At 35.3% G+C, this 24,209-nt stretch carries 15 protein-coding genes; 8 read left to right on the top strand and 7 right to left on the bottom strand.

Features of this window, described 5'->3' with window-relative positions; all coding sequences use genetic code 11:
• Positions 1–134: 134 nt before the first annotated feature.
• Positions 135–8,360 (top strand): 3-coathanger stack domain-containing protein, encoded by an 8,226-nt coding sequence (locus tag EGI22_RS04555; protein ID WP_255066680.1) that lies wholly within the window; start codon positions 135–137, stop codon positions 8,358–8,360.
• A gap of 774 nt (positions 8,361–9,134) precedes the next feature.
• Here EGI22_RS04555 and EGI22_RS04550 read toward each other — a convergent pair.
• On the bottom strand, positions 9,135–11,540 hold the full coding sequence (locus tag EGI22_RS04550; RefSeq protein ID WP_255066679.1) for a tail fiber domain-containing protein: 2,406 nt from the start codon (positions 11,538–11,540) through the stop codon (positions 9,135–9,137).
• 35 nt (positions 11,541–11,575) lie between these two features.
• Positions 11,576–11,890: a LytTR family DNA-binding domain-containing protein gene (locus EGI22_RS04545; protein ID WP_255066678.1), complete on the bottom strand. Its 315-nt coding sequence runs from the start codon at positions 11,888–11,890 to the stop codon at positions 11,576–11,578.
• 438 nt (positions 11,891–12,328) lie between these two features.
• Between EGI22_RS04545 and EGI22_RS04540 the strand changes: the two genes are divergently transcribed.
• Both EGI22_RS04540 and EGI22_RS04535 read left to right on the top strand, forming a co-directional pair.
• A complete protein-coding gene (locus EGI22_RS04540; RefSeq protein WP_255066677.1) occupies positions 12,329–12,619 on the top strand; it encodes a type II toxin-antitoxin system ParD family antitoxin in 291 nt (96 codons plus the stop codon).
• 4 nt (positions 12,620–12,623) lie between these two features.
• Positions 12,624–12,911: a type II toxin-antitoxin system RelE/ParE family toxin gene (locus EGI22_RS04535; protein WP_255066676.1), complete on the top strand. Its 288-nt coding sequence runs from the start codon at positions 12,624–12,626 to the stop codon at positions 12,909–12,911.
• A 72-nt stretch (positions 12,912–12,983) separates the two neighbouring features.
• On the opposite strand, the gene EGI22_RS04530 is transcribed toward EGI22_RS04535, so the two are convergent.
• The 5 genes from EGI22_RS04530 to EGI22_RS04510 form a co-directional block, all read right to left on the bottom strand.
• The gene (locus EGI22_RS04530; protein WP_255066675.1) at positions 12,984–14,660 is read right to left on the bottom strand and encodes a tetratricopeptide repeat protein; all 1,677 of its coding nucleotides are present in this window, start codon (positions 14,658–14,660) and stop codon (positions 12,984–12,986) included.
• Positions 14,661–14,844: 184 nt separating this feature from the next.
• A complete protein-coding gene (locus tag EGI22_RS04525; protein WP_255066674.1) occupies positions 14,845–15,993 on the bottom strand; it encodes an MFS transporter in 1,149 nt (382 codons plus the stop codon).
• A gap of 241 nt (positions 15,994–16,234) precedes the next feature.
• Complete coding sequence (locus EGI22_RS04520; protein ID WP_255066673.1) at positions 16,235–17,890, bottom strand: tetratricopeptide repeat protein; 1,656 nt, start codon at positions 17,888–17,890, stop codon at positions 16,235–16,237.
• Between the two features lie 481 nt (positions 17,891–18,371).
• Positions 18,372–18,659: a helix-turn-helix transcriptional regulator gene (locus tag EGI22_RS04515; RefSeq protein ID WP_255066672.1), complete on the bottom strand. Its 288-nt coding sequence runs from the start codon at positions 18,657–18,659 to the stop codon at positions 18,372–18,374.
• Between the two features lie 75 nt (positions 18,660–18,734).
• The gene (locus EGI22_RS04510; protein ID WP_255066671.1) at positions 18,735–19,184 is read right to left on the bottom strand and encodes a hypothetical protein; all 450 of its coding nucleotides are present in this window, start codon (positions 19,182–19,184) and stop codon (positions 18,735–18,737) included.
• A gap of 614 nt (positions 19,185–19,798) precedes the next feature.
• On the opposite strand from EGI22_RS04510, the gene EGI22_RS04505 reads away from it, so the two are divergent.
• The 5 genes from EGI22_RS04505 to EGI22_RS04485 all read left to right on the top strand — a co-directional run bounded on the left by EGI22_RS04505 (position 19,799) and on the right by EGI22_RS04485 (position 24,128).
• Positions 19,799–20,374 (top strand): transposase, encoded by a 576-nt coding sequence (locus tag EGI22_RS04505; RefSeq protein WP_255066670.1) that lies wholly within the window; start codon positions 19,799–19,801, stop codon positions 20,372–20,374.
• 400 nt (positions 20,375–20,774) lie between these two features.
• The gene (locus tag EGI22_RS04500; protein WP_255066669.1) at positions 20,775–22,595 is read left to right on the top strand and encodes a sensor histidine kinase; all 1,821 of its coding nucleotides are present in this window, start codon (positions 20,775–20,777) and stop codon (positions 22,593–22,595) included.
• 8 nt (positions 22,596–22,603) lie between these two features.
• Positions 22,604–23,275: a LytTR family DNA-binding domain-containing protein gene (locus EGI22_RS04495; RefSeq protein ID WP_255066668.1), complete on the top strand. Its 672-nt coding sequence runs from the start codon at positions 22,604–22,606 to the stop codon at positions 23,273–23,275.
• Between the two features lie 116 nt (positions 23,276–23,391).
• A complete protein-coding gene (locus EGI22_RS04490; RefSeq protein ID WP_255066667.1) occupies positions 23,392–23,706 on the top strand; it encodes a LytTR family DNA-binding domain-containing protein in 315 nt (104 codons plus the stop codon).
• 56 nt (positions 23,707–23,762) lie between these two features.
• Positions 23,763–24,128, top strand: coding sequence for a response regulator (locus EGI22_RS04485; RefSeq protein ID WP_255066666.1), 366 nt, complete (start codon positions 23,763–23,765; stop codon positions 24,126–24,128).
• Positions 24,129–24,209 lie beyond the last annotated feature (81 nt).

The raw sequence follows: 24,209 nt of genomic DNA, 5'->3' as shown, positions 1-24,209 counted from the left end.
CAAAACAACTATAAAATGTACTTTTCTGATCATTAGAATAGAATTATAAACAAATACCAAATCTATCTTAACTCAAAATCCACCATGCCCATTACTTTTCAATAAAAAAATAAGTACCAAAAAAGTAAAAATAAATGAAAAAGGTTAAGGCTTTGCATCTCGCCAAAATTGGAATTTATGTATTGATATTATTTTTTCTGTTTTCAGCAAGAAACACCTTTGCTACTACTTATACTTACACTGCCAACTCTCCTTCCTCTGGTTGGCAAAGCATTCACCCCAGTTGGACAGATCAAGGGCGTTGGGACACCTATCCTGGCACAACTATAAACGCAGGAGATGAAGTATTGATTTATGGACTAATGAACATCGATGTGGGGATAGTAAACAATGGAAATATAATAGTCAAAAACAGGTATGAATGGTGCATTCTATCTGTTTGTTTTTATAAGGAAAAAGGTGACGTAAATATTTCACAAAATGCAATGCATTTCTATGGAAATGGAACAATGACCAACAATGGCAATTTCAGCATAGAAAGTGGGGGCACTTTATCCCTATATGGAGGGTATTTTTACAACAATGGGAGTGTGAATTCAGATGGTAAGATTAATACTTATTCCCAGACTGGCTATATAGGACTATTAGAAATTAACACTGGCAGTTACCTAACTAATAATGGAAATTTCTATAACTTTGGTGGAGATATTGTAATTAAATCAGGCGGACATTTAAACAATCTTGGGCATCTCACAAGTGTTTCGCCAAGTCTTAGAGTAGGTACTATTACATTAAATACTGGAGGAACACTTTCTTGGAGACCTTCAAACTCTGCTTTCCCCGACGCAGATTTTACTTGGATAGGTGGCAATTTTGTTGTTACTGGGGGAGGTCAAACCTCAATAGGAGCAGCTTTGACCATTCCACCCGACGGTACGTTAACCATCAATGGCCTCTTTTCGTACAATAGTACATTAACAAACAATGGTAGTATTGTTATTAATGGCCAAATAAATATTCCCACTACCAGTAGCACTTTTCCAATTGGAAATGTAACATGGAACAGTGGAGGTACAATTAAGGTAACTTCTCCCACTGAATATAATCTTACTGATAATATAAATATTCCAACTGGAGCCTTTTTAGAAGCTGCTACAAACTTAAAAATTAGTGGAATAGTAAGTAACAATGGAACTCTGCGAGCATTGTCTGGTGGAAAAATCACTATCAATAATTCCTATAATTTTGATACCGGAATTGAAGATATCACCTCAGGTTCTGAATTTATTCTAGCAGCTGGTTCAACTTCAAGTTTAAGTTCCAACCTAACAATCGCAACTAATAGCACACTTAATATTTACGGAAAACTTAACTTAAATACTGGAGGAACCATTACTAACAATGGCTCCTTAGTTCTAAGACCAGGAGGAGAATATCTTTTAAACTATGCCGACGCTGTTTATCCAACCGGCACTGTAGATTGGCAAGATGGAAGTACTATTGGTATAGGAGTTAATGGTTCTGCCTTGGTCGAAAATTTTAATTTTCCTTTCTACGGCACAATATGGGCTGGTAAGATATTTGCAAACTATGGAACCTTTGGTTCGACTAACCTAGTTGCAGATTTTGGTGTGCAGGGTTTATTTATTAACCATGGCACATGCACCTTTAATTCAGGAATTGGTGGAAATATACATAACTATGGCACAATAACTGCGAATGGTAGTTTTGTTACTGGAGGTACGAATTCACATCAATATGCAGGAACGTTAAATCTAAATAAAGCAACAACTTATAATCTTGAATTATATGGGTTTGAATGGCATGGTGGAAATATAAATATCTCAAGCAATTCAATTGTCAATTTAAGCCAAACCACCATTCCTTTAAATAGTACATTAACAAATAATGGGCGTGTAATAATTGATGGTAGTTATTTTGACTTAACTAATAATGGTACAATAATAAACAATAGTTATCTTATACTTGGACAAAATGACTTTACCAACAACGGCACAATAACCAACAATGACTCACTCATAGTACGTGCTTTAGGTTTTTTTTACAATAAAAATATCATCAACAATACTGTAAATGGAAAAATAATAAACCAGGGAGATTTTTGGAATTACGAGACATTTACAAATGCTGGGAATTTCAAAAATGAGAATTTTTATAAGAACAAAAAGACCTTTTCTAATTCTGGTACTTTTAACCACTCAGCAGGTAACTTTGTGATTGCAACCCAACCAAGTATACAGTTCCCAACTGGGGTTTTTAATTGGGGAGGAATAGTTACGCTTGATACTGCTACGCATTTAACTTTAACTTCTACTCTCACCGTTCCAGACGCCCAAGTCTTAGTAAATATTGGCTCAATCGTATTAAATTCAGGGGGGAATTTAAAAATAGGAGTCAATTCAGAAGTCAAAAACTATGGTTTACTCCAAATCAACGGCACGGGAGCTATTACTTCACCTTCGGGCATTTTAAGTTTAAATACTGGAAGTAACTTTGAATTAAATAACTCAACGGCTTCCACTTTGGGCGGTCTAGCATGGTATGCTGGGGATGTTACGATAGGGTCTTTAGCAGATTTAACAATATCAAGTAATTTAAATGTTCCGGTAGGTAATAACCTTGCGGTCAATGGAATTTTAAGAATTGGTGTACTTGGCTTTTCGGGAGGAATTGTTAATAATGGTAATTTTAATCTAAATTCAACTGGCAAAATATATTTTAATGCAAGTTCTGAATTAGGCCAAATGACCTGGAATAGCGGTGCCAAAATTATCGTTAATTCTGGTGTGAATTTCTCAATCAACAACGCTTTAAGTATCCCAAATGGGGGAATATTTGAAAACTATGGAAATGTTCAATTAAGTCCTGGTTCGGCTTTGAGTTTACAGCCGGGTGCAGTTTTCAACATTTACAATAGTGCTAAAGTTTCAGTATATGCACCCATAACAAACTACGGCACAATCAATCTAAAATCAGGTGGTGAATACAGCTTAAAATATAATACTACCCTACCAGCTCCTTCGACTAATTTTGTTTGGGAAACTGGTGGAATATTATCTTCAGGTGGAGGGGCCTATTTATCATTAGCCAGCCCCTACACAGTTCCTTCAGGCAGAATTCTAAAAATGGATGGAGGTGTTTTTTCTGTAAATAAAAAACTAACTAATGAAGGCACCATTAATTTAAGCGGCAATCTAACAATTACAGATACTCTTGTACAGAACAACAAATTTAACAATATTTCAGGCAATATTACAGTTAGAACCAACGCTATTCTTATTTTAAACGATACGATAAACATTCCTTTAAATCAGGATATTTGGAATGAAGGTATAGTTAAAATAAACCAAGGAGGCAAAATTAATGGACCTGGAAAAGTAGACCTAAGGGGAACTGGGTATAACGGTAAATTTTTGGCTAACCAGATAGTAGCCAATATAAATCCTACTCAATACATTTGGAATGAAGGCAGTACGGTTATTATAGGCGAAAGCAGCACTTTTGAAGCTCCGGTTGGCTTTACAATTCCGGCAAATAAAAAATTCCAAAACGATGGACTGATGCTGATAAGTTCCGGTCAAACTTTAGAAAACAATGGTTTTTTTACTGTAAATGGAACCTTAAATGATAATGGAACGCTGAATAACAATACTGGAAGTACTTTTACCAACAACGGCACCGCAAATATCAATGGCAGTTTTAATAACAACGGGACAATTGAAAACACCTCAAATTTAAACCTAAACAATACTGGTTTATTAGCCCTCAATACAGGTAATATTACATTAGCAGGTTTGTTCAACTGGTTACCAGGTGGGGATTTAACTATCGGTCCTATGGCCAATATGTATTTGGCAAATACGCTTACCATTCCTGCCAGTTCGACCCTCAATGTGGATGGTTTATTACAAATTAATCCTAACGGAATTATCAGCAACAATGGTTTACTTTCCTTAAATTCAGGCGGCAACTTTATAATAAAAGACACTACGGATTTTATTACGGGGAGCAATTTCATTTGGAACACAGGCGGAAATGTCGAAATAGGTACAGGAGGCTTATTGGCACTAAACAATGTTTTCACTATACCAACAGGTACCAAACTGACTATTGCTGGTGGAGTGTTGGAATTAAATGCTGGTGGCGTGGTTACAAATTTGGGCACTTTAGATTTAAATAATTACGGCAATATTATTTTAAATGAAAACCCTAATTTTCTGGTAAATGGAGGTTTTAACTGGAATACACAGGGACAAGTAACGATTGGAGAAGGAGTAATTTTAAATATGGCGACAGATTTGACAATAGCCTATAGTGGAATCTTAGAAAATAATGGAAAGATTATTATTCCTTCTGGAAAAACCCTGACCAACCTCGGTTCAATATTTAACAATGATTCATTAATAAACAACGGAACTGTAATCAATACCAACAGTGGCAATAGCCAAATACATAACGATGGCGTTTTTATCAACAATAGTACCCTTACTAGCACTCAATTCTTTTATAATCAAGGCCAATTAGTCTTGAATACGGCAGCGGCTGCTTTGCCAGGAGGGGCATTTAATTGGTCGGCAGGTGATGTGACCATAGGACCAAATGGGGTTTTTGACCTTAATTCTAACATCTCTTATAACCCAAGCTCAAAATTTAATATTGAAGGCATATTAAACTTAAATACCAACGGAAAACTATCTGGAGTAGTCGCATTAAAATCTGGAGGTATTTTGAAACTCAACCAAGCGGCGGAAATTAGGAACAACAACCTGCGGGGCGGTTCTAGCTATTCACTTATTAACACTTTCGATTGGCAAAACGGTGGAATTCTCGAAATAACCAATAGTAATACATTGACCAATTCAGAAGAATTTAGCATTCCAACAAACAGTATTTTGAGAATAAATGGTTCATTTTTAAGTAGTAATACAATTACTAATAATGGAATCATTGACCTCAACACAGGAGGTAGTATGACTTTCCAAAGCGGAAATGTGGTTTTCCCATCTGGGGTTTTCAATTGGAACGGCGGTAGTCTGGCCATTGGATCAAGTGCTTTCTTAAATCTAACAAATACCTTCACCATTCCCGCAGCCAGAACCCTCGAAAACGATGGAACGCTGACGATAGGTGCCGGTGGAGTTTTAATAAACGAAGGCACGTTTACCAATAATTCTATTTTTAATTTAAATACCGAAGGAGAATATAGCATCAAAAAAGCTGCTGCAACCTTACCAAACGGAACATTCAATTGGAATGGAGGAAAAGTATCCATCGCAAGCCCGAGTAGTTTAAATTTAACCAGCGGATTTATAATTCCTTCAAACGGAACTTTAGCCGTTGAAACTGCTGCAATTTTTAATATCAATGCGAATGGAATCTTAACCCAAGAAGGTACTTTGGAATTAAATGGTGGAGCTTTAAATCTGAATACTTCAGGTGTATTAGATTTGAATAAAGCAAATGCACAATTGCCGGGTTCGGGCTTTAACTGGACAGCAGGAACTGTAAAAATTGGTCAAGTCGGCACCTTACCACTAACCAGTGCTCTAAATATTCCAGTATCTGGCACTTTCGACATCTACGGACATTTGGCTTATAACAATGGGGCTTCATTTAATAATCTGGGCGTATTCAATATCAAAAGTGGCGGAAATCTTGATTTCAATGCCACAACGGCGGAATTGCCCAATGGAACTTTTAATTGGAATTCGGGAGGTAATATAAATGTAAATTCTGGCAGTGTTTTCAACTTGGCAAAGGCTTTGGAAATTCCAGCTAGCAGCTCCTTGATAAATGCTGGCACTTTCAATATCAACAACTTAGGCATACTTTCCATAGCTGGAACTTTCACCAATAATGGAATTACTAATTTGAACACTGGTGGTAAATATTTGATAGCGGGCAATGTTTCTAGTGTTCCCAAAACCAATTTCAATTGGAACACGGGAGGTGTGTTCGAAATTACAAGCACTGGAACTTTAACGCTTTCTGATTCTTTAACTATTCCTTATCAACGACAATTAATCAATAAAGGACAGTTGGCAATCAATGCGAATGGGGTCTTAACCCAAATGGGAAGTCTTGATAACCAAGGAACATTTGACCTTAATGACTTGGGTTATTTGATTCTTAAAACCTCTCCTTTGGAAACCAATCCTGCTACAGTTTCCTATCCAAACGGAAATTTTAATTGGAATATTGGCGGTGTTGTGCTTATTGCTGAAAATTCAATTTTCAACAATCAATATCCTTTTATTGTGCCCACAGATAGACGTCTAATCATTAAAGGAACCTTCCAAAACAATAATACTTTGGATATTTCGGGTGAAGTTTTAATGGAGAGTGATATTATAAACACATCAACCATCAATTTGAACGATGGCGGTCAGATGAGGTTTAACATGCCCAATATGACATTCCCTGGTAGCACATTTAATTGGAATACTGGCGGAATAGTGGAAGTTGGCAATTTGAGTACTCTTGCTTTAAATACTCTCTTAACTGTACCTGAGTTCAGTACTTTAAAAATAGTAGGAACCTTAGATATCAATACTAGCGGAATACTTTCTGCTCTAGGGAGTATAGATAATCAAGGTAATATGAACATTAACAACGGCGGAAAATACCTTCTGCACAAAGCTAATTTTATCGACGATTTTAATGATATCAACTGGAATACGGGCGGTATCATAGAAATAGCCCCATTGGCGAGTTTGAGTATTTCAGGACCTACCACTATACCTTATGGGAGAACATTAAAAAATAATGGCACAATTAATATTGGCAATGGTGCATTATTTGGCAATTCGGTTTTAAAGCAAATAGGGATTCTTGACAATATGAATGGAGAACTAAACATCAACACTTATGGTGTACTTGAGCTAATCACCGACCCTTTAGATGTAACTGGCACGGTGACCTACCCTACTGGAATATTAAACTGGAACTACGCTGGCTTGATGAGAGTGCCAGTCGGTAGTACATTTAAAAACAAATCACCGTTTAATATACCATCAGGAAGAGAGTTTATAGTAGATGGAGCTTTAGAAAATACTTCAACTTTAAAAATTGATGGTGCAGTAAGAGTAAGTGGAAGTCTCGCCAATTCCGCAGGAGGAATAATTGACCTTAACGATGGTGGAAATCTGGATCTTAGCTATGAAAGTGCAATGAAACCTGCCAATACTTTTAATTGGAAGTCGGGTGGACAACTAAGCATTGGTTATGGAGGCAGTATCAATTTAAGTTCTGTATTTAACATACCTCTAGGCGGTATTTTTAACATAAAAGGCAAGGTTACACTATTGACAGGAGGAAGTTTGAGCAATCTAGGCACTGTAGATTTGGAAGGAGATTTAGTAATTGACGATAATAACGCTTGGATACCAACCGGAACTTTTAACTGGAATGGCCGAGTAGTTCTTGCTAAGAACCACATTTTCCATTTGGCAAACGAACTGACAATTCCTATCTCGGGAAGATTATCCAACAAAAGTATGCTTACCATAGACCTTGGCGGCAAATTAATAGTAGACGGAAGCTTGTCAAACGACTCTACTATTTTAAATAAAAACATTCTTTATGTGAGCAATAATGGCTATTTGGACAATTATAATCTTATCATAAATGAAGATACACTTGATAACGAAAACTCTATTTTTAACTTGGGCACTATTACAAATGCGGAAACGGGTACCATAATAAACCATTGGGATATATATCAAGAAGGAAATATGTATAATTACGGCACTTTAACTGGAGAAGATGGCTATTTTTATACCGATTTCAGTGTAGCGTTTATTAATTTTCCAGGCTCAAAAATAGCCCCTGGAGATGGAGCCACCCCTGGCTATACGCTTTTTGATGGAAATCTAGATTTGGGTTCAACGGGTCTTGCGATAAATTTGGATGGTGCATTACAAAAGAAAGATTTATTAGACATTTCGGGCAATGCTACGATTAACAATGCCATTTTAAACCTGAACTATATCAGCCCTCCAACCTCTTCAAAGGTTGATACCATAGTAGTTTACAATACCAAAGTGGGCCAGTTTGCACAAGTAAACTATCCTACTGTGCCCGGATTTACTTTTGCTGTAACCTATTTACCAAATGCCGTTACACTGACAACAACGGCAGATTGCGTACAAAACCGTAACATAACAACCACAATAAGTACAAACCAAACGCTCACTGCAGCCCAAGTTATATCAGCTAACGCAATAATAAGCATAAATGCCAAAGTGACATTTTCAGCAGGGAATTCAGTATTGCTTTTACCTGGCTTCAAAGCCGAAAATGGCAGCGTATTTTTGGCGAATGTGGGGGGTTGTAATTGATTATTCAAAAAATTAATATGAGTCATTAGGAATTTCCTGATGACTTATTTTTTTGTAAATATCACTTTAAACTTTAGGTATTACCTCATAAAGCAAAACTCTAAATTCTAATTTTTACGAGGTTTAAAAATCTCCCTCACGCCTCCAACCTGTTTCATACCAACTCCGCGGTATTTCAGCCCTTTTATTTTGTGAAAAGATAAAAAAGCTCAAATTTCGAATAAATTCAAAAAGTATTTATTTAAAATTTAGAAACCATACCTCAGTTTTAATTATTGCTTAATTATATTTTTAAATTTTTCAAAATGCATTTCAATCTCAAATTCAGTTTTTCTAATTCCAATGAAAGGTCCTTAGGCTATTTAGCTTTTTGCATTATCTCGTTCCTTACATCCAGCTTGTTTTTTTCTCCAGAATGCTAAATTCAAAATCAATATTAGGTTAAACAAAATAAACTTGCAGGTTCGGTGGGTAGACAAAAAGTAGACGTTTGGGAAAATATAATTTTGAAACCAGAATTAGGTTATTTTTTTTATTGAAAATATTCTCAAAAACAAAAAATACTTTAAAAATAGGCAGCAGTTTATCAAGAAAGTTTTTGAATCCGTAAGTGTTTTTAAAAGATTTCTATCGTAGTTAGATAATAAATTATTATCTATTGTTGAGAAATCTCTAAAAAATAGCGTACCAAAAAAAATCAGATACGCTATTATATTTACAAACTCAATTAAATCTCAAAATTTTCGAGAAGCTCCGATTTACGGGTTCAAGAAACTACTTAGAGGTTTGGAATTCAGTTTGGCTCATTGTGCTCAACAAACTTGATAGTTTTGTCTCTAATAAGTGTATTCTTGCAACATCTTTTTTCAACTTATCATTTTCTTTTTTGAATTCTTCATTTTCATTTTTCAACTCTTTCACGGCATTTACCAATGGCATGATAAAATCAGAATAGGCCAAAGAATAAGTGCCAGATGCGTCTTTTTTCAAACCACTAAATTCCAATCCTAAGTCTTTCATGGCCTGCTCAACATCTTGTGCAATGAAACCGTCGTGACGAACATGTGTTTTATCAGAAATATAACTATAACTTACTGGTTGCAGCTTACTAATAAAGTTTAAGCCCAAAGTAGAATTAGCTACAATGTTTTCTTTTAATCGACGGTCAGAAGGATAAGAATAAGCTACCTGACCTTCGATGACTGTTACCGATGAATTTCCTAATCTAATTTTATTACTGGCGTTTACTGCAGCAGCATATCCTATAGCCGTTGCATTAGAAATAGAATTTGGGGTTCCATAAGTATAGGTTCCAATAAAGGTATTTTGAGTGCCCGTGGTATTATTTGATCCAGCTGAAGTTCCAATGGCGGTATTATATTCTCCTGTGTTAGCATATAATGCTGCTTGACCTACAGCTGTGTTATTTCCATTTGTAGTAACAGAATAAAGAGCAGCACTACCAAGAGCTACGTTTGCAAATGAGGTAGTATTTGAAATAAGAGCATTTCTACCTATCGCGGTATTTTGAGTCCCAGTTGTATTATTTTTTAAAGCATTGTAACCAAAAGCAGCATTATTGTTTCCAGAAGTATTGTATCTCATGGCCTCATATCCTGTTGCAGTATTATTGTCAGCGTCATTGGCATTTAAAGCATAAGCACCATTGGCAGTATTGTAATTCCCATTACCTTGTTGCAGTGTACTAGCACCAGTGGCGGTATTATAACTACCTGTTGATGTATTAAACATACTGGCATATCCAATTGAAGTGTTTTTTGTAGCTGTTGAATTATTGGCAAGAGCATTGGTTCCATGTGCCACATTTTGAATACCAGTAGTATTTAGAGCTAAACTTCCTTTTCCAAATGCTGCGTTTTCATCACCAGTAGTATTGCTTTCCATAGAAGACAATCCAAATGCGGTATTATACGAACCAGTAGTATTATTTTTTAGTGAATAAGAACCCGCGGCTACATTGGAGGTTCCAGAAGTATTATATCTCATTGATTCGTAACCAACTGCTGTATTATCATTTGCTTCGTTTTTATTTAATGCCCACACTCCATTGGCTGTATTATTATTTCCATTACCTAATGCTAATGAACTCGCTCCAGTGGCAGTGTTGAAATTACCCGTTGTATTGTTATACAGTGAAAAAGCTCCTATTGAAGTATTTTTTGTGCCAGTAGTATTGTTAATTAAAGTTCCACTTCCCATTGCGGTATTCGAAGCACCAGATGTATTGTATTGCAAAGCTGAAAAACCATTTGCTGTGTTATCAGACCCCGTAGTACCCGAACTTAAAGCAAGACTTCCCACCGCAGTATTATCGTAACCTGTGTTGGAAGTCAGCGTCGATAATCCAAACCCGGTGTTATAATTACCACTATTGTCTATTAAACCGCTTAAAGTATTATTAACTTTAAACATCAAACTCGCTCCATCTGTTGTACCAATAAAGTTTGTTCCAGCACTTGTTCCTGCATTTCCTGTCAAACCCCAGCCAGATCCACCACCACCTCCGCCAGTTGGTGTTTGCCAGGTAGCCACACCTGTGGCGTCGCTGGTCAATACTTTGCCTACTCCTGGCGAGCCTCCTGTTATTTTAAGCCCTGAGCCAATGTACATTCCATTTGTAATTACACTTACCAATGAATTATTTCCCAACTTCATGGAATTACTTGCACTAACTATAGCACCATTTCCAATGGCAGTGGCATTGCTTAAGTTTCCTACCGAAACATTTGCACCATAACCAACACCTGTATTATTACTTCCAGTTGTATTTGAACCCAAAGTAAATCCTCCTAAGGCGGTGTTTCGATTTCCTGTCGTATTAAATTGCAAGGGGACTAAGCCACCTACCGCAGTATTTTCACTTCCGGTGGTATTAGTTTCCAAAGCAAGCCAACCCATAGCCACATTGTAGCCTCCTGTAGTGGTTTTCCACAATGCGTATTCACCAACAGCAGTGTTCCAATCAGCCGTTGTAGCCGAACTTAATGCATATCCACCTAAACCAACATTGCCTGGATTTAAAGATGGGTTTCCTGTCGTTGAACTTCCTAAGCCTTTAGGGGTAATGGTTACTGACCCATCAGAATTATTGAGGGATGATATTTGTGCCATTGCTCCATAGGAACAAAATAGGCTCATAAAAAGGATAATTTTTTTCATTATTTTGAATGTTTACAATTTGAGAAAATATATAATTAATAGTTAGAGAATGCTTCCAAGACTTCCACCCTTCGCCTTCGAGGGATTTGGATTTCGGTATTGTTTAATAGCCGTATAGAGTCTACAGATTTTGATAATTTTATTTCCGCTATAAATGTTTTATGCACAATATTGGATCTGTTTATTCTTAGAAATTCTTGGTCATCAAAAAGCTTTTGAAAAACATTAAGACTGTAACCAGAAATGAGGCGTTTCCCATCTGTCAAAAACAGAATGGTGTAGTTAGAATCTGCCCGCAAATGCCGAATCATTTCGGGCTGGGTCTCAAGGAGAATTTTTGGTTGTTTCATTTCTATAAAATTAAGATTGGCCTTATGAAAAGGAATACCCGAAATAATGAAACAGTATAAAAAACACCAAAAAAAAGCCGGGACAAAAAGTGGACATTTCAAAAAAAGCCCTGAACGGGGATTCAGGGCAGTTTTTTGGAAGTTCAATCAAGTCTTTACGTAAAATGGAAGAGTGACTATTCCGATTCTTGTAGCCCACTTTGACAAATTTTACAGAGAATTTAGCTGCACGATGATTTGATTCTACAAGATTTGTCGGCTCCAAATACAAATAGATAGCATTCAGAAGACACCTCAACAAAAACTGAAAAAAATCTATGAAAGTTTAGCGGTATAGCTGAGAAGCTAATATGACTGAATGAAATTTCGATCTTAAATACTTTTTTATCGAAATTTCACAAATTTTGGATATATTTGACATATAAATGATACACTATTATGCAAAGAGTCAATTTAGGAAAGCCTTACGAAGAGTTTATTCAACAATTAGTTTCCTCAGGTTATTATGCTTCTGCATCGGAGGTGCTACGCGATGCACTGCGTTCTAAAATGGAGGAAAATGAAAAATGGAAAAGTTTTAAGCTGAAGCAATTGGTACAAGCCGGCCTCGACGATGTGGCTGCAGGTCGGGTGGTGCCTTTTGATGAAAAGTTAATGAACAAAGCTTTTGAAAATGCTATTCAAAACTCTAAAAATGCTAAAATCATTCCTGACCATCTAAAGCCTTGATAAAATGATAATAACTATCTCGGAATTAGCTTTTGAAGATTTGGAATCGATATTTCAATACACCTTCGAGACTTTAGGAATTAAAAAGGCAATCGATTTCAAAGAAAATTTGTATAACAATATTCAAAAACTCTCCCAAATGACCACCATGGGTCATAAGCATAAAAATCTGTCTGAAGAGTTAAGAATTTATAATTTTGAATACCATTCTATTATATATGACTTTACAGAAACTCATTTGCAGATAATTCGAATCGTTAATCAAAGACGAAACATTGAAGATTTGACCTAAATTTCGCATTAGGTTCACACTTGAAAAAACCACACATCAACGAGCGAATTGGCAGCTAAATAACAAGGTATATTACGAAAACCCTAACAAAAAACTCTGCAAATCACTATCTTCCAAATTCATTTTTTGACGTAAGCGGTAGCGGGCTTTTTTGATACCTTCATCTGAAATGCCCAAAATGTCGGCAATTTCTTTGGAATTCATGTTCATTTTCAAAAGAGATATTAGCCGGATTTCGCTTTTCGAAAAGTTACCAAATTTCTCGGTTAGTGCAGACAAAAATCCTTGGTGAACTGAGCTAAATTCCAGCGAAAACTGATCCCATTGCACATCACTATCTATATCCCGTTTAATCATCCGACTGATGCGATTGGAAGTTTTGTTTACAGAATCGTCCACGTTGTTTTTGAGATGTTCTATCTCATTTTCGAGGTTATTGAGGAATTCATTCTTCCGTGCTAGTTGGAGTACTTTTGTTGTTAGTTCTTTCTTTTTAGCGTCTAATTCTATCTCTGCTATTTTTCTTCTTTCTCTTTCAATTATCTTTTCTTTTTCTAGCAATAATTTTTCTCTTTTTCGTTTTTGATTAAAAGAATAAAACAATAACCCAAGAGCCGCCAATAAAACCAAAAGGGCAACTATCCTCCATTTATTCAGCTCATTGGTTTTTGAAAGCACCTTTATTTCAGATTCCTTTTTCAAGGTTTCAAACTTCACATCCATTTCGGCTATTATACTTGCCTTTTCTTTATTGAGTATTTCATGCTCTATTGTATTTAAATGGTTGAGATTTTCTAAAGACGCTTTATACAGTCCGGCTTTTTCTTGAGCATGATGCAAAGCAGCATAGGCCATAATTTGTCTGTATGGATCTTTCACTTCTTCGGCTATATCTACTGCTTTTTTACCATATTCTATGGCTTTGTCGTATTGACCCAGTTTGGAATAATTGTAAGAAATATTCCTGTAGGCGTGTTCCATACTGGTTCTGACACCATTTTTTCCGTAATTATCTAAGGCTTCATTTAAAATAGATATCGCCTTGGGATAATCTTTGTAATAATCTAGGAAAATTTGAGAATAGTTGGCCTTTAAAACCCCAAGACTATAGCCTTCGTAATGCATTTTTTGAGCTAGCTCTATGGCTTCCAAATATGTTTTTTCGGCCTCTTTAAACTGTTTCATGTCCCGCTGAATAATGCCAATATTGGAGTAAACTCGCAACAAACCGTCTTTGTCGGTACCTAATTTAAAATAAGCTAAGGCTTTGTATTCGTATGCGAGTGCTTTTTGAGTAAAAGCCGCCACTTCGTTTTCGTCACCGCTACTTTTTTTAAAAGCCAAACCCAAAGTGCTGTAGGCTTTCGCCAATCCTGCATTATCCTTTAATTCTTCATAAATCAATATCGCTTTTTGGTTGGCTTCTATGCTTTCTTTAATCCTACCAATATTCTGAAAACGATTGGCTTCTGACAGCAAAACATTGGCTTTAAGTGCTTTACTTTTAGTTTTTTCGGCATTTTGTTTGGCCATTTTCAGAAAAAATGCAGTAGAATCAGGGTCGTTTCTGTTGTAATGTTTTACCAATTCTAGAGCTATCTCTGTTTTTAGTTCTGCTGTTTGGGCTTTTTCTAAACTTCTATAAAGGGAGTCTATATTGATTTTTTGAGCAGAAGCTATTTTTAAGAAAAAGAGAAAAAACGGGATAAGTAAAATAGAAAATCCCTTAATTTTTATAATAATTTTCATTTAAAAAGGCTGGTTTATTAAAAGGCTATTTGGGTATATTATTACAAGGTATAAATTTTATAATGATAATCTCAAAAGGAAATCCTGGAATTTCCATATTTAAAATTCTAAGATGTTTTTTTAAGTTAAAAAACCAACTCTATTTTTTGAATTAAGTTAATGGCTCTTTCTATACGTTTTATCTCTAAGGCTTTTTAACTTCAATATACTTAAAGATCAAAACCAACATCAGACTAAAAAGCAGTAAAGAAAAACCGAGACCAAGTCTCAAGCCAGCAGCATCAGATATATAGCCAATACTTGGTGGGCCGACAAAAAAACCAGTATAGCCAATAGTAGTAGCCATGGCAATACCTACCGCTGGGTTTACACCTGGTGTGTTTCCTGCCAAAGAAAAAATGATGGGAACTATTGACGCTACTCCTAAGCCAACAACAAAAAAGCCCAAAAGCGTAGTGGGCACTGAAACATAAACTAATGCTATCAAAAGCCCTGAAAATGAAAGTAAAGCGTCGTAAATTAACAATTTGCGATAACCAAAATATTGAGCCAGTCTGTCGCCAAACAGCCGCCCGATGGTCATGCCTGTAGCATAAAGTCCAAATGCCAAAGCTGCGAAAGTAGCATTTTCACCTACTACTTTTGTCATGTAGATAGCAGTCCAGTCTGTCATAGAGCCCTCCCCTATCATGCAGCAAAAGGCAATAAGTCCCAGCGGAACAATAGCCTTTGTTGGCCAACGAAAGCTGCTTCCTCCTTCTTCGTTTTGCTGAGCGACATTGCTTTCTTTGTCATTTATTAAAAAAAAAGAAGCAGAATAAACAAGAACCATACAAAAAAAACTTACAGAAAGTATATGCTGAAAAAGGGGCACTGTATAATAAGAAAACAAACTACCCGCTGCAGCACCCAGAGCCATCCCAATACTAAAAACAGCATGGAAAGAAGTAATGATAGGTTTTCCCCAAAGTCGCTCCACATATACGGCTTGTCCATTCATACTTACATCCATAGACCCCATAAATGATCCAATAAAAAACATAGCCACTGCTGCTAAAATAACGTTGGGCACCAGTGTAATAAATGGTAAAACTATGCAAAACAGCAGGCCGGTGTTTCTGGCTATGGCATGCGTGCCTATTCGTGTACTTAACCAACCCGTAAATGGCATAGTGGCCAATGAGCCAATGGCTACCATAAAAAGTAAAGTCCCTAAAAGGCTATTAGATATGTTAAGATTTTGTTGTAAAAGTGGCAGGCGAGCCATTAAATTGGCATAAAGAAAGCCGTTGACAAAAAAGTAAGAAGATATAGCAATTCGATTTTTAAGCATTCGGTTCTATTAGATTTTCAAAAGTATTCAAATCTTACTTAATCTCTAAAATTATCTTCATTAAACCATTTCTATTTCTGCCAAATAATTCTGAATCAAGCTCAAAAATCCCGATTAAATAGACATTTCTTAACAGGAAACATTCATTTATTCTGCCAATGATATTGAAGTAAGCATTAGTATATTTTCTTTATAAAAGCTTTATTTTACGAAAAGTTTCAGAGCAAGAAAAAGACATATTTCATCCAAAACTCAAAAGAAAACTCTGTAATTCAGCATCTTCGAGGTTCATTTTTTGACGTAAGCGGTAGCGGGCTTTTTTGATACCTTCATCAGATATACCCAAAATGTCGGCAATTTCTTTGGAATTCATGTTCATTTTTAAGAGGGAAATTAAGCGTATTTCGCTTTTAGAAAAATTTCCAAATTTTTCGGTTAGTGCCGACAAAAACCCTTGATGTACGGAGCTAAATTCCTGCGAAAACTGATCCCACTGTACATCGCTATCTATGTCTCGTTTGATCATTCGGCTAATGCGGTTGGTGGTCTTGTTTACCGAGTCGTCCACATTGTTTTTGAGGTAATCTATTTCAGTTTCAAGGCTATTTAAAAACTCATTTTTCCGAGCTAGTTGGAGTACTTTAGCAGTTAGTTCTTTCTTTTTGGCATCGAGTTCTATTTCTGCATTTTTACGTTTTTCTGATTCTATTCTTTGCTCTTGTTCAAATAACAATTTATCTTTTTTCCTTTTTTGCAAAAGAGAATAATAATAATAGACCAAAGCCAATAAAGTGAGAAGCAATGCAACAATCCGCCATTTGTTCAGCTCATTGGTTTTGCTCAATACCTGAATTTTGGCTTCCTTTTGTACTGCTTCAAACTTGGCGTCCATTTCGGCTATGATGCTTGTTTTTTCGACGGACAACACGCTGTCTTCCACATTTTTCTGAAACGTTAAATTTTCGAAAGCTTCTTTATGCAAACCTGCTTTTTGTTGAGCGTATATTAAAGCAGCGTAAGAATTTATTTTTTGTTGCGGGTCGTGGCTTTTTTCCGCTATTGCGAGTGCTTTTTTAGCATAATCTATGGCAAGCAAAAAGTCACCTTTTTTTGTGTAATTAAAAGCCAAATTTCTGAAAACGTGTTCTTGATAATTATAAATTTCGTTTTTTTGATAATTGGCCAATGCCTTATTTAAGTAGAATATTGATTTGTCGTAGTCTTTATATGCATCCATGTAAATCTGCCCTAAATTCGAGTACAACACACCTACGCTGTAATTATCCATGCCTGTTTTTTTAGCGATTGCCAAACCATCCAAATAACTTTGCTCGGCATCCGAAAACCTTTTTAAGTCTCGGTACATAGTTCCGATGTTAGAATATATCCTCAGCAAGCCGTCGTTGTCATTTGCTTTTTCGTAATATTCCTTTGATAGTATTGAATATTTAAGGGCTTTTTCTACGTATGATTGTAATTCAACCTTGTCATTTCCCAATACTTTGAAGGACATGCCCAAGCTATTATATCCAGCTCCCATTCCCTGAAAATCTCCAATGCTTTCATATGACTTAATGGCTTCCTGATTAATTTTTATGCTTTCATCAAACTTTCCAAGATTTCGGAGATGATTAGCAAAGTCAAGTTTGTTTCGGGCCTGCATACGCTTATCGCCATATTGCCACACGGCAATTTTTGATACCTCTAAATATTTCGCATTGGAATCGTTGTTGTTACGGCTATAATACTGCACAATATCCAGAGAAAGTTGGGCTTTTTCTTTGGACGGTTTTAAAGTTTGAAAAGCGGATTTAAGCGAGTCAATTTTATTAACCTTTTGGCAAAAAGTCAAACTTATTGAGATAGCATAAAAAAACAAAAACAACCTGTACTTCATAAATATATGCTATAATTTCTACTGCCTTTTTTTTCGATCCAAAGCTATCAAATTTTGTTAAATTTTAATTCTAACATTTCAAAAATCATAGCAAAATTTAATTAAACTAAGAATCTTTATTCTGGGAAATCTTGATTTTAACCACTTCAAAATGGTTATTTATTTCTAATTTCAACCTTTCCATTTCGGCAAAAACTTCCCGCTGCAAAACAATATTTTGCACTAAATTATTTCTCAAGAAATCCTTCTTCCGTTTTGCCATCTACTTTGGAATAAATACTTAAACAATATTAATTGTAACAAGAAAAATAATCAAAAAATAGCCGGGACAAAAAGTGGACAAACAAAAAAAGGCCCTGAATGGCGATCCGGGGCACTTTTTTACGAAGACTATTTTAAACAAAATAAATTTTTACTTAAATATTTTTTTCAATTTGGAGCTAAAAAAATAAGTGCAGCATTTTTTCTTTATAAATAAGAATCATCCCAACTCCATCAAATAAGAATAAATATCGTCTTCTGGCTGGAGCTTGAGTTTCTGTCTTAATCTTTGGCGGGCTTTTTTGATTCCCTCAGCACTAATGTTGAGCGTATCGGCAATGTCTTTGCTTGAAATGTTCATTTTCATTAGAGAAACAAGCCTTATTTCACTTTTCGAAAATGAACCATGCCTTTGGTATAATTCATCTAAAAAACCTTGATGTAAAACTGCAAACTCAGCATTAAACTGTTCCCATTGACTGTCATTTGCCACATCGCCCTTTATCAATCGACTAATACGGTTTGAGGTTTTGCTAACGGTTTGATCTACATTGCTTTTTAGGCTGACTATTTCAGATTCTAATTAGTTTAAAAACTCGTTTTTCCTGGCCAATTGCAAAACTTTGCTGGTGAGTTCTTTTTGTTTGAATTCCAGTTCGATTTCAGCATTTCGAAGCTTTTCGTTCTGTATTATTTTTTCGGCATTGCTGAGTGCTATTTCCTTTTTTCTTTTAAACCAAAAATACCCTAAAACAGAACTTGATGCCATGAGTAAAAGTGCCAGACTCACCCCAAGCACCCTTCGGTTCAATTTCAATTCTTCAATGGCTGCGTTTTTCTTGACCGTTTCGTATTTGGCCTCTATTTCGGCTATTTTTTTTGTATTTTCTATGGAATACAAACTGTCTTCGAGGTTTTTTACCAAAGTCAAATTGTCAAAGGCGTCGCTTGTTAAGCCCGCTTTTTGTTGAGCAATGTAAAGGGCTGTATACGCTTGAATTTTCTGATGAGGATCTTTTACTTTTTCAGCCATTTCTACAGCTTTTTGGGCGTAGATAATTGCTTGGTTGTTATCTCCTTTTTTGGTGTAATTGTATGATAATGAACGATAAATAGACTCTTGAGGATTGTAAATGTCATTTTTTTGGTAAATGCTTAAAGCCTTAAAGAGGTAAATTATCGATTTGTCGTATTGTTGGTAAAAATCATGAAAGATTTTGCCTAAATTTGTTCAGTACTTGACAAAAATATAACTGGTTGAAAATAAGAAAATTAAATTGCTTTTATTTGGATAAAAAACTGATATTCAGCATATTAGAGAGAGAAAATAACGCAAATTTTCCTAATATTGAATACCAGCCCTGACAGTAAAAATAGTGATCTAATTTTAGTATTAAAGCCTCATTTTAAGGATAATTTTAATTTACTCATTTGTTTGTTTATTGAAGCTCTCTGCAAGGTTAAAACGATTAATTATGATAGACTAGCATCAGCATTTGCATCTGAGGCGGACAAAAATAGTTCATATCCACGGATTCAAAGGTTTATGTCAGGCTTTAACTTCTCAATGGAGATTGTAGCGAGTTTGATTTTTAAACTTTTACCTAATCAGGAAAAAAGAATCTTGATTATTGATAGAACAAAGTCGTGTGCGACCCCAGTGGATTTGGTAAAGCCAATATCAATATTTTTATGTTAGGGTTTAGTTATAAGAATGTTGCCTTTCCATTAATGTTTAAAATGTTAGATAAAAGAGGTGATTCCTCTTGTGAAGAAAGAATTGAGCTGATTAGAAAATATATTGATTACTTTGGGTTAGAAAGTATTGATAGCATTTTGGCTGATAGAGAATTTATAGGAGAAAAATGGATTGGATTTTTAAATGCTGAAGGCATTAGATATCATGTCCGTATCAGAAACAATTTTAAGGTGTTTTTACCAGCAACAAATAAAGAAGTCAAAGTAAGTTGGTTGTTTAATAATTTGAAAATCAATGAGGTATGTCATTATCCTAAAATAGTAAATTTAAATGGGGAACTAGTATATTTATCAGCTACGAAGACAATTACAAGAGAAAAAGGAATAGAATTATTGATTTTGGTATCCTATAATCTACCTGAAGAATCTCTGGAATATTATAGCATTAGATGGCAGATAGAAACATTATTTAAATCACTGAAAACCAGCGGCTTTAACATAGAAGACACTCATGTAACAATATAAGAAAGTTTGAATAGGTTATTACTTTTAGTAATGATAGCATTTACATGGGCTTGGGCTTATTATGATAGGCGATTATTTAGATACCTCTTTTAGATTAATAAAATTGAAAACTCATGGGAGAAGAGCAATAAGCATTATTAAATTTGGATTAGATTATTTGTCAAAAGTCTTATTAACAGGTCTTAATAAATATAAAATCGATATCTACCTTTTTTTGTCATATACTTATATCCAATCATAAAATTTATATTAAAACCCAAATGATAAATAGCGAATAGAAAAACAAAGGAGTTTTTATTACGCCAAGGTGATTTTATGATTTCTTTAATAAATATACTAATTTTGTTCAATTATATTTGTCTAAGATGCTGACGATTTGTAGTTTCTCTGAACTATTAATATGGAATATAAATCTAGAATACCTTTTTTAAGCAAAGTACTAAGTTCGTCCAATGTCTATTTTTTAGTGCTATTTTGCAGTTTAACATTTTACTCATCTTATGCACAAGATTTAAAAAGTATTCAATCAGATTTACTCGAAATCGACAGTTTGCTTGTTTACAATCATCTTGTAATTGCCCAGCAAAAAGCCGACAGCTTATATACTATTGTTGAAAAATCAACATACGAAAAAGAGAAAACAAAACTACTACTGCAAAGGGCCAAGGCAAACTTAGAGAGAAATGAAAACTCAACAGCTCTCTCATTATTGTTAGATGTTTTGTCAAAGGCGGAGAAGCAAAACTTTTATGATTTGGCGTGCGAAGCCAATATCTACGTCTCCCTGATACATGAAATCAATGGAGATTTATACTTTGCTTATAATTATTTAACCAAAGCTCGTAAACAATGCGATAAATATAAAATTGACCATTTAAACAGCACGATTTTGATTCGGCTGGCTTCTATTCATAGAGTAACAGAAGGGAGTAATTCCGATGAAAATATTCAACTCCAAAAGCTGGAACAAATAGGCTTTGTGGCAAGTCTGGACTCGACCATGTCTTTGGCCAAACAAGCCGTTCTTTATGCTCAAAAGTACAAGAAATATAGAGATTTATGCGATGCATATTTTTTGATAGGAACATGCCATAATTATCAGGGCAACACAAAACGCTCGATCGAATACTATTTAAAGGAAATTTCAATAAAAAGAAAGATCAATGACTTTAGGGGTGTTTTGGTTACCTTCTCAAACGTATCAAAAAGTTACTTTAAATTGAATCAACCCAAAAATGCATTAGTTTACATTGACTCCGCGTTTCACTACTTCGATCGGGTTGTTTCTAGCGACAAATACCTAACTCCCAGTTTAAAGGCACAAATTTACAAAGAACTGAATGAACCAGACTCTGCCTATTATTATGCAAATTTCGCCTTAAAGGAACTTGAAAAGAGCGATGAGCTTGAACGAAAAACCGAAATTCGAAAGTTGGAAGAGCAATTTCAAAATGATAAAAAAGAAGAAACCATACGAAATAAAAATCAACTAATTATCTTAATTTCCATACTAGTTTTAGTGCTTTTGGGTGCTGTAATTAGCTCTAATGTAAAAAATCGGAAGATTAACGCTCAAGCCTCAATTATTGAAAAGCAAGTGAGTGAACTTCACAAAAGTGTTGAACAAAAAGAGATTCTGCTTTCTGAACTTCAGCACCGCGTTAAAAATAACCTACAATATGTGATAAGTCTGCTGGAAATTCAAAAAGAGTCTATTGGTCATAGCTCTATGGAAGACCTGATCCGAAACAATCAAAACCGTATTCATTCTATTGCCCTACTTCACAAAAAACTCAATGTAGACGAAAGCGTGGATGACGTGGAACTTAATAGGTATGTGAACGAACTCTCCGAGTTGGTATTAGAATCATACAATACCGGAATTAAGCAGGTCGAACTATCTATGAATTGCGAGGTAGAAACCTTGCCTCTAAGCAAAGCATTGCCTATTGGCTTGATCATCGTAGAGCTGCTGAGCAACAGCATGAAACATGCCTTCAAAGACCAAGAAAAAGGACATATTCAAATCAATATAAGCCATGACCTACACAGCCTGAAAAATAAGCTCCATTACAAAGATAATGGGAAGGGTTTCGATTTCGAAAAAGTAAAGACTTTTGGCCTAGGCATAGAAATTACAAAGGGATTGATTGATCAACTAAATGCAGACATTGAAACCAAAGAAGGTAAAGGCCTAGACCTGACTATTATTTTTAGATAAGCATTACTATGAACAAAAAGAACATATTAATAGTAGAAGATGACTTCCTGAATCGCAGGCTCACCAAGAAAGTACTAAATGAAATGGACTATGAAGTTCTGGAAGCCAAAAATACCGTGGTCGCCTTGGAGCTTTTGAAAAAAGAATCTATCGAATTGGCTATTTTAGACATTAATCTGGGTGAAAATGAGCGAAACGGCATAAACCTCGGTCAACAAATCCAAGATGAATTTAAAATTCCCTTTATATATCTCACCGCCTATGAAAACCCGAAAATTATAGGCGAAGCTATAAAAACAGCACCGCATTCTTATTTGACTAAACCCTTTAAAAACAGTGATTTGGTAGCCGCTGTGGAGCTGGCTCTATTTAATGGCCACTTACCGAAAACTACCATTATGGTCAAAGATGGGGAGTTTAAGGTGGAGCTTGCTATCAATGAAATAGACCATATAGAGTCTGAGGGAAACTATCTGCTGATTTCTACAGTCCAAAAGACCTTTAGATACCGCTCTACTATTTCCCAAATTTTGGAAGTTTTGCCTGCTAAATTATTTGTACAAACACACCGTGCTTTTGTGGTAAACAAGACCAAAATAGAAAAGTTTAATGCTCAAAATGTGGTAATTAAAAATACACCCATACCTCTTTCAAAAAAATACCAGAAAAATCTTCAATAATGATTTTCCATCCCTGAAACCTCGCTTTTATCCCAAAAATTTTGCCTTCAAAGCCACTTAAAATAAATTCATTTCTCTAAAATGAATTAAGTCCATTTTGGTTTAACAAAACAGGCATGAATACGGTAAAAGAGATAAAGCGTAATCTTCATTTGGAGCAGGTACATTCTAAACTGCTCTACTTAGAAGCCTCAAATAACTATACCATTCTTCATTTCAGCAACGGGAAAAAGGAGATATCGGGCTACACTTTGCTCGTATTTCAAAAACTTCTTCAAGGCATGCCCTTGTTTAAGAGGATTCACCGCTCTCACATTGTTAACATGAAGTATGTCAAAAAAGTAAAGCCAAAAGAGTCATTGGTTTCACTGCGAGATGGCACCCATTTGAGAATAAGCAGACGAAGCATGACGCTTGTAGAAAAGCAATAAATAAAAGAGAAAAGGAAAAGTTTTTATTTACCAAACCTTAAAAATTTGGTCAGAATATGGGTGGGAAAACGATTTTATTGGTAGAGGATGATTATCTCAACAGGAGGTTGACCAAAAAAGTTTTAACCGAAAACGGCTATCAGGTATTTGAAGCAAAAAATGCCAACATAGCCATAGAAATACTTAAAAATCAGGTAATTGACCTAACTATTCTGGATATAAATCTCGGCGAAAGTACAATGGATGGAATTAACCTGAGTCATCAAATTCATCATCAATTCAGCATTCCTTTTATTTATTTAACAGCCTATGATAGCACCCAATTTCAGAAAAAAATTGGCAGCTCCAATGCCAAGGCTTTGCTCACTAAGCCTTTCAAAAATAGTGATTTGTTGGAGGCTATTGAAGGAGTTTTGCACTAAAAACTTATCTGACCAAACTTAAATTCTATCCCAAAAATCGGGCTTATATCCCAGAAATTTTGAGTCGCTTAAGCGAACAAA

The organism is Lacihabitans sp. LS3-19 (genome assembly GCF_024343575.1).
Classification (GTDB): Bacteria; Bacteroidota; Bacteroidia; order Cytophagales; family Spirosomataceae; genus Leadbetterella.
This window is presented reverse-complemented; position numbering and strand designations above follow the sequence as displayed.

Excerpts from the sequence above, each read along its gene's own strand:
- EGI22_RS04495 (WP_255066668.1), top strand. The coding sequence starts at position 22,604 with ATGAACAAAAAGAACATATTAATAGTAGAAGATGACTTCCTGAATCGC.
- EGI22_RS04545 (WP_255066678.1), bottom strand. The coding sequence starts at position 11,890 with ATGAAACAACCAAAAATTCTCCTTGAGACCCAGCCCGAAATGATTCGG.
- EGI22_RS04525 (WP_255066674.1), bottom strand. The coding sequence starts at position 15,993 with ATGCTTAAAAATCGAATTGCTATATCTTCTTACTTTTTTGTCAACGGC.
- EGI22_RS04510 (WP_255066671.1), bottom strand. The coding sequence starts at position 19,184 with ATGGCTGAAAAAGTAAAAGATCCTCATCAGAAAATTCAAGCGTATACA.
- EGI22_RS04535 (WP_255066676.1), top strand. The coding sequence starts at position 12,624 with ATGATAATAACTATCTCGGAATTAGCTTTTGAAGATTTGGAATCGATA.
- EGI22_RS04555 (WP_255066680.1), top strand. The coding sequence starts at position 135 with ATGAAAAAGGTTAAGGCTTTGCATCTCGCCAAAATTGGAATTTATGTA.
- EGI22_RS04540 (WP_255066677.1), top strand. The coding sequence starts at position 12,329 with ATGCAAAGAGTCAATTTAGGAAAGCCTTACGAAGAGTTTATTCAACAA.
- EGI22_RS04485 (WP_255066666.1), top strand. The coding sequence starts at position 23,763 with ATGGGTGGGAAAACGATTTTATTGGTAGAGGATGATTATCTCAACAGG.
- EGI22_RS04520 (WP_255066673.1), bottom strand. The coding sequence starts at position 17,890 with ATGAAGTACAGGTTGTTTTTGTTTTTTTATGCTATCTCAATAAGTTTG.
- EGI22_RS04530 (WP_255066675.1), bottom strand. The coding sequence starts at position 14,660 with ATGAAAATTATTATAAAAATTAAGGGATTTTCTATTTTACTTATCCCG.
- EGI22_RS04490 (WP_255066667.1), top strand. The coding sequence starts at position 23,392 with ATGAATACGGTAAAAGAGATAAAGCGTAATCTTCATTTGGAGCAGGTA.
- EGI22_RS04500 (WP_255066669.1), top strand. The coding sequence starts at position 20,775 with ATGGAATATAAATCTAGAATACCTTTTTTAAGCAAAGTACTAAGTTCG.
- EGI22_RS04550 (WP_255066679.1), bottom strand. The coding sequence starts at position 11,540 with ATGAAAAAAATTATCCTTTTTATGAGCCTATTTTGTTCCTATGGAGCA.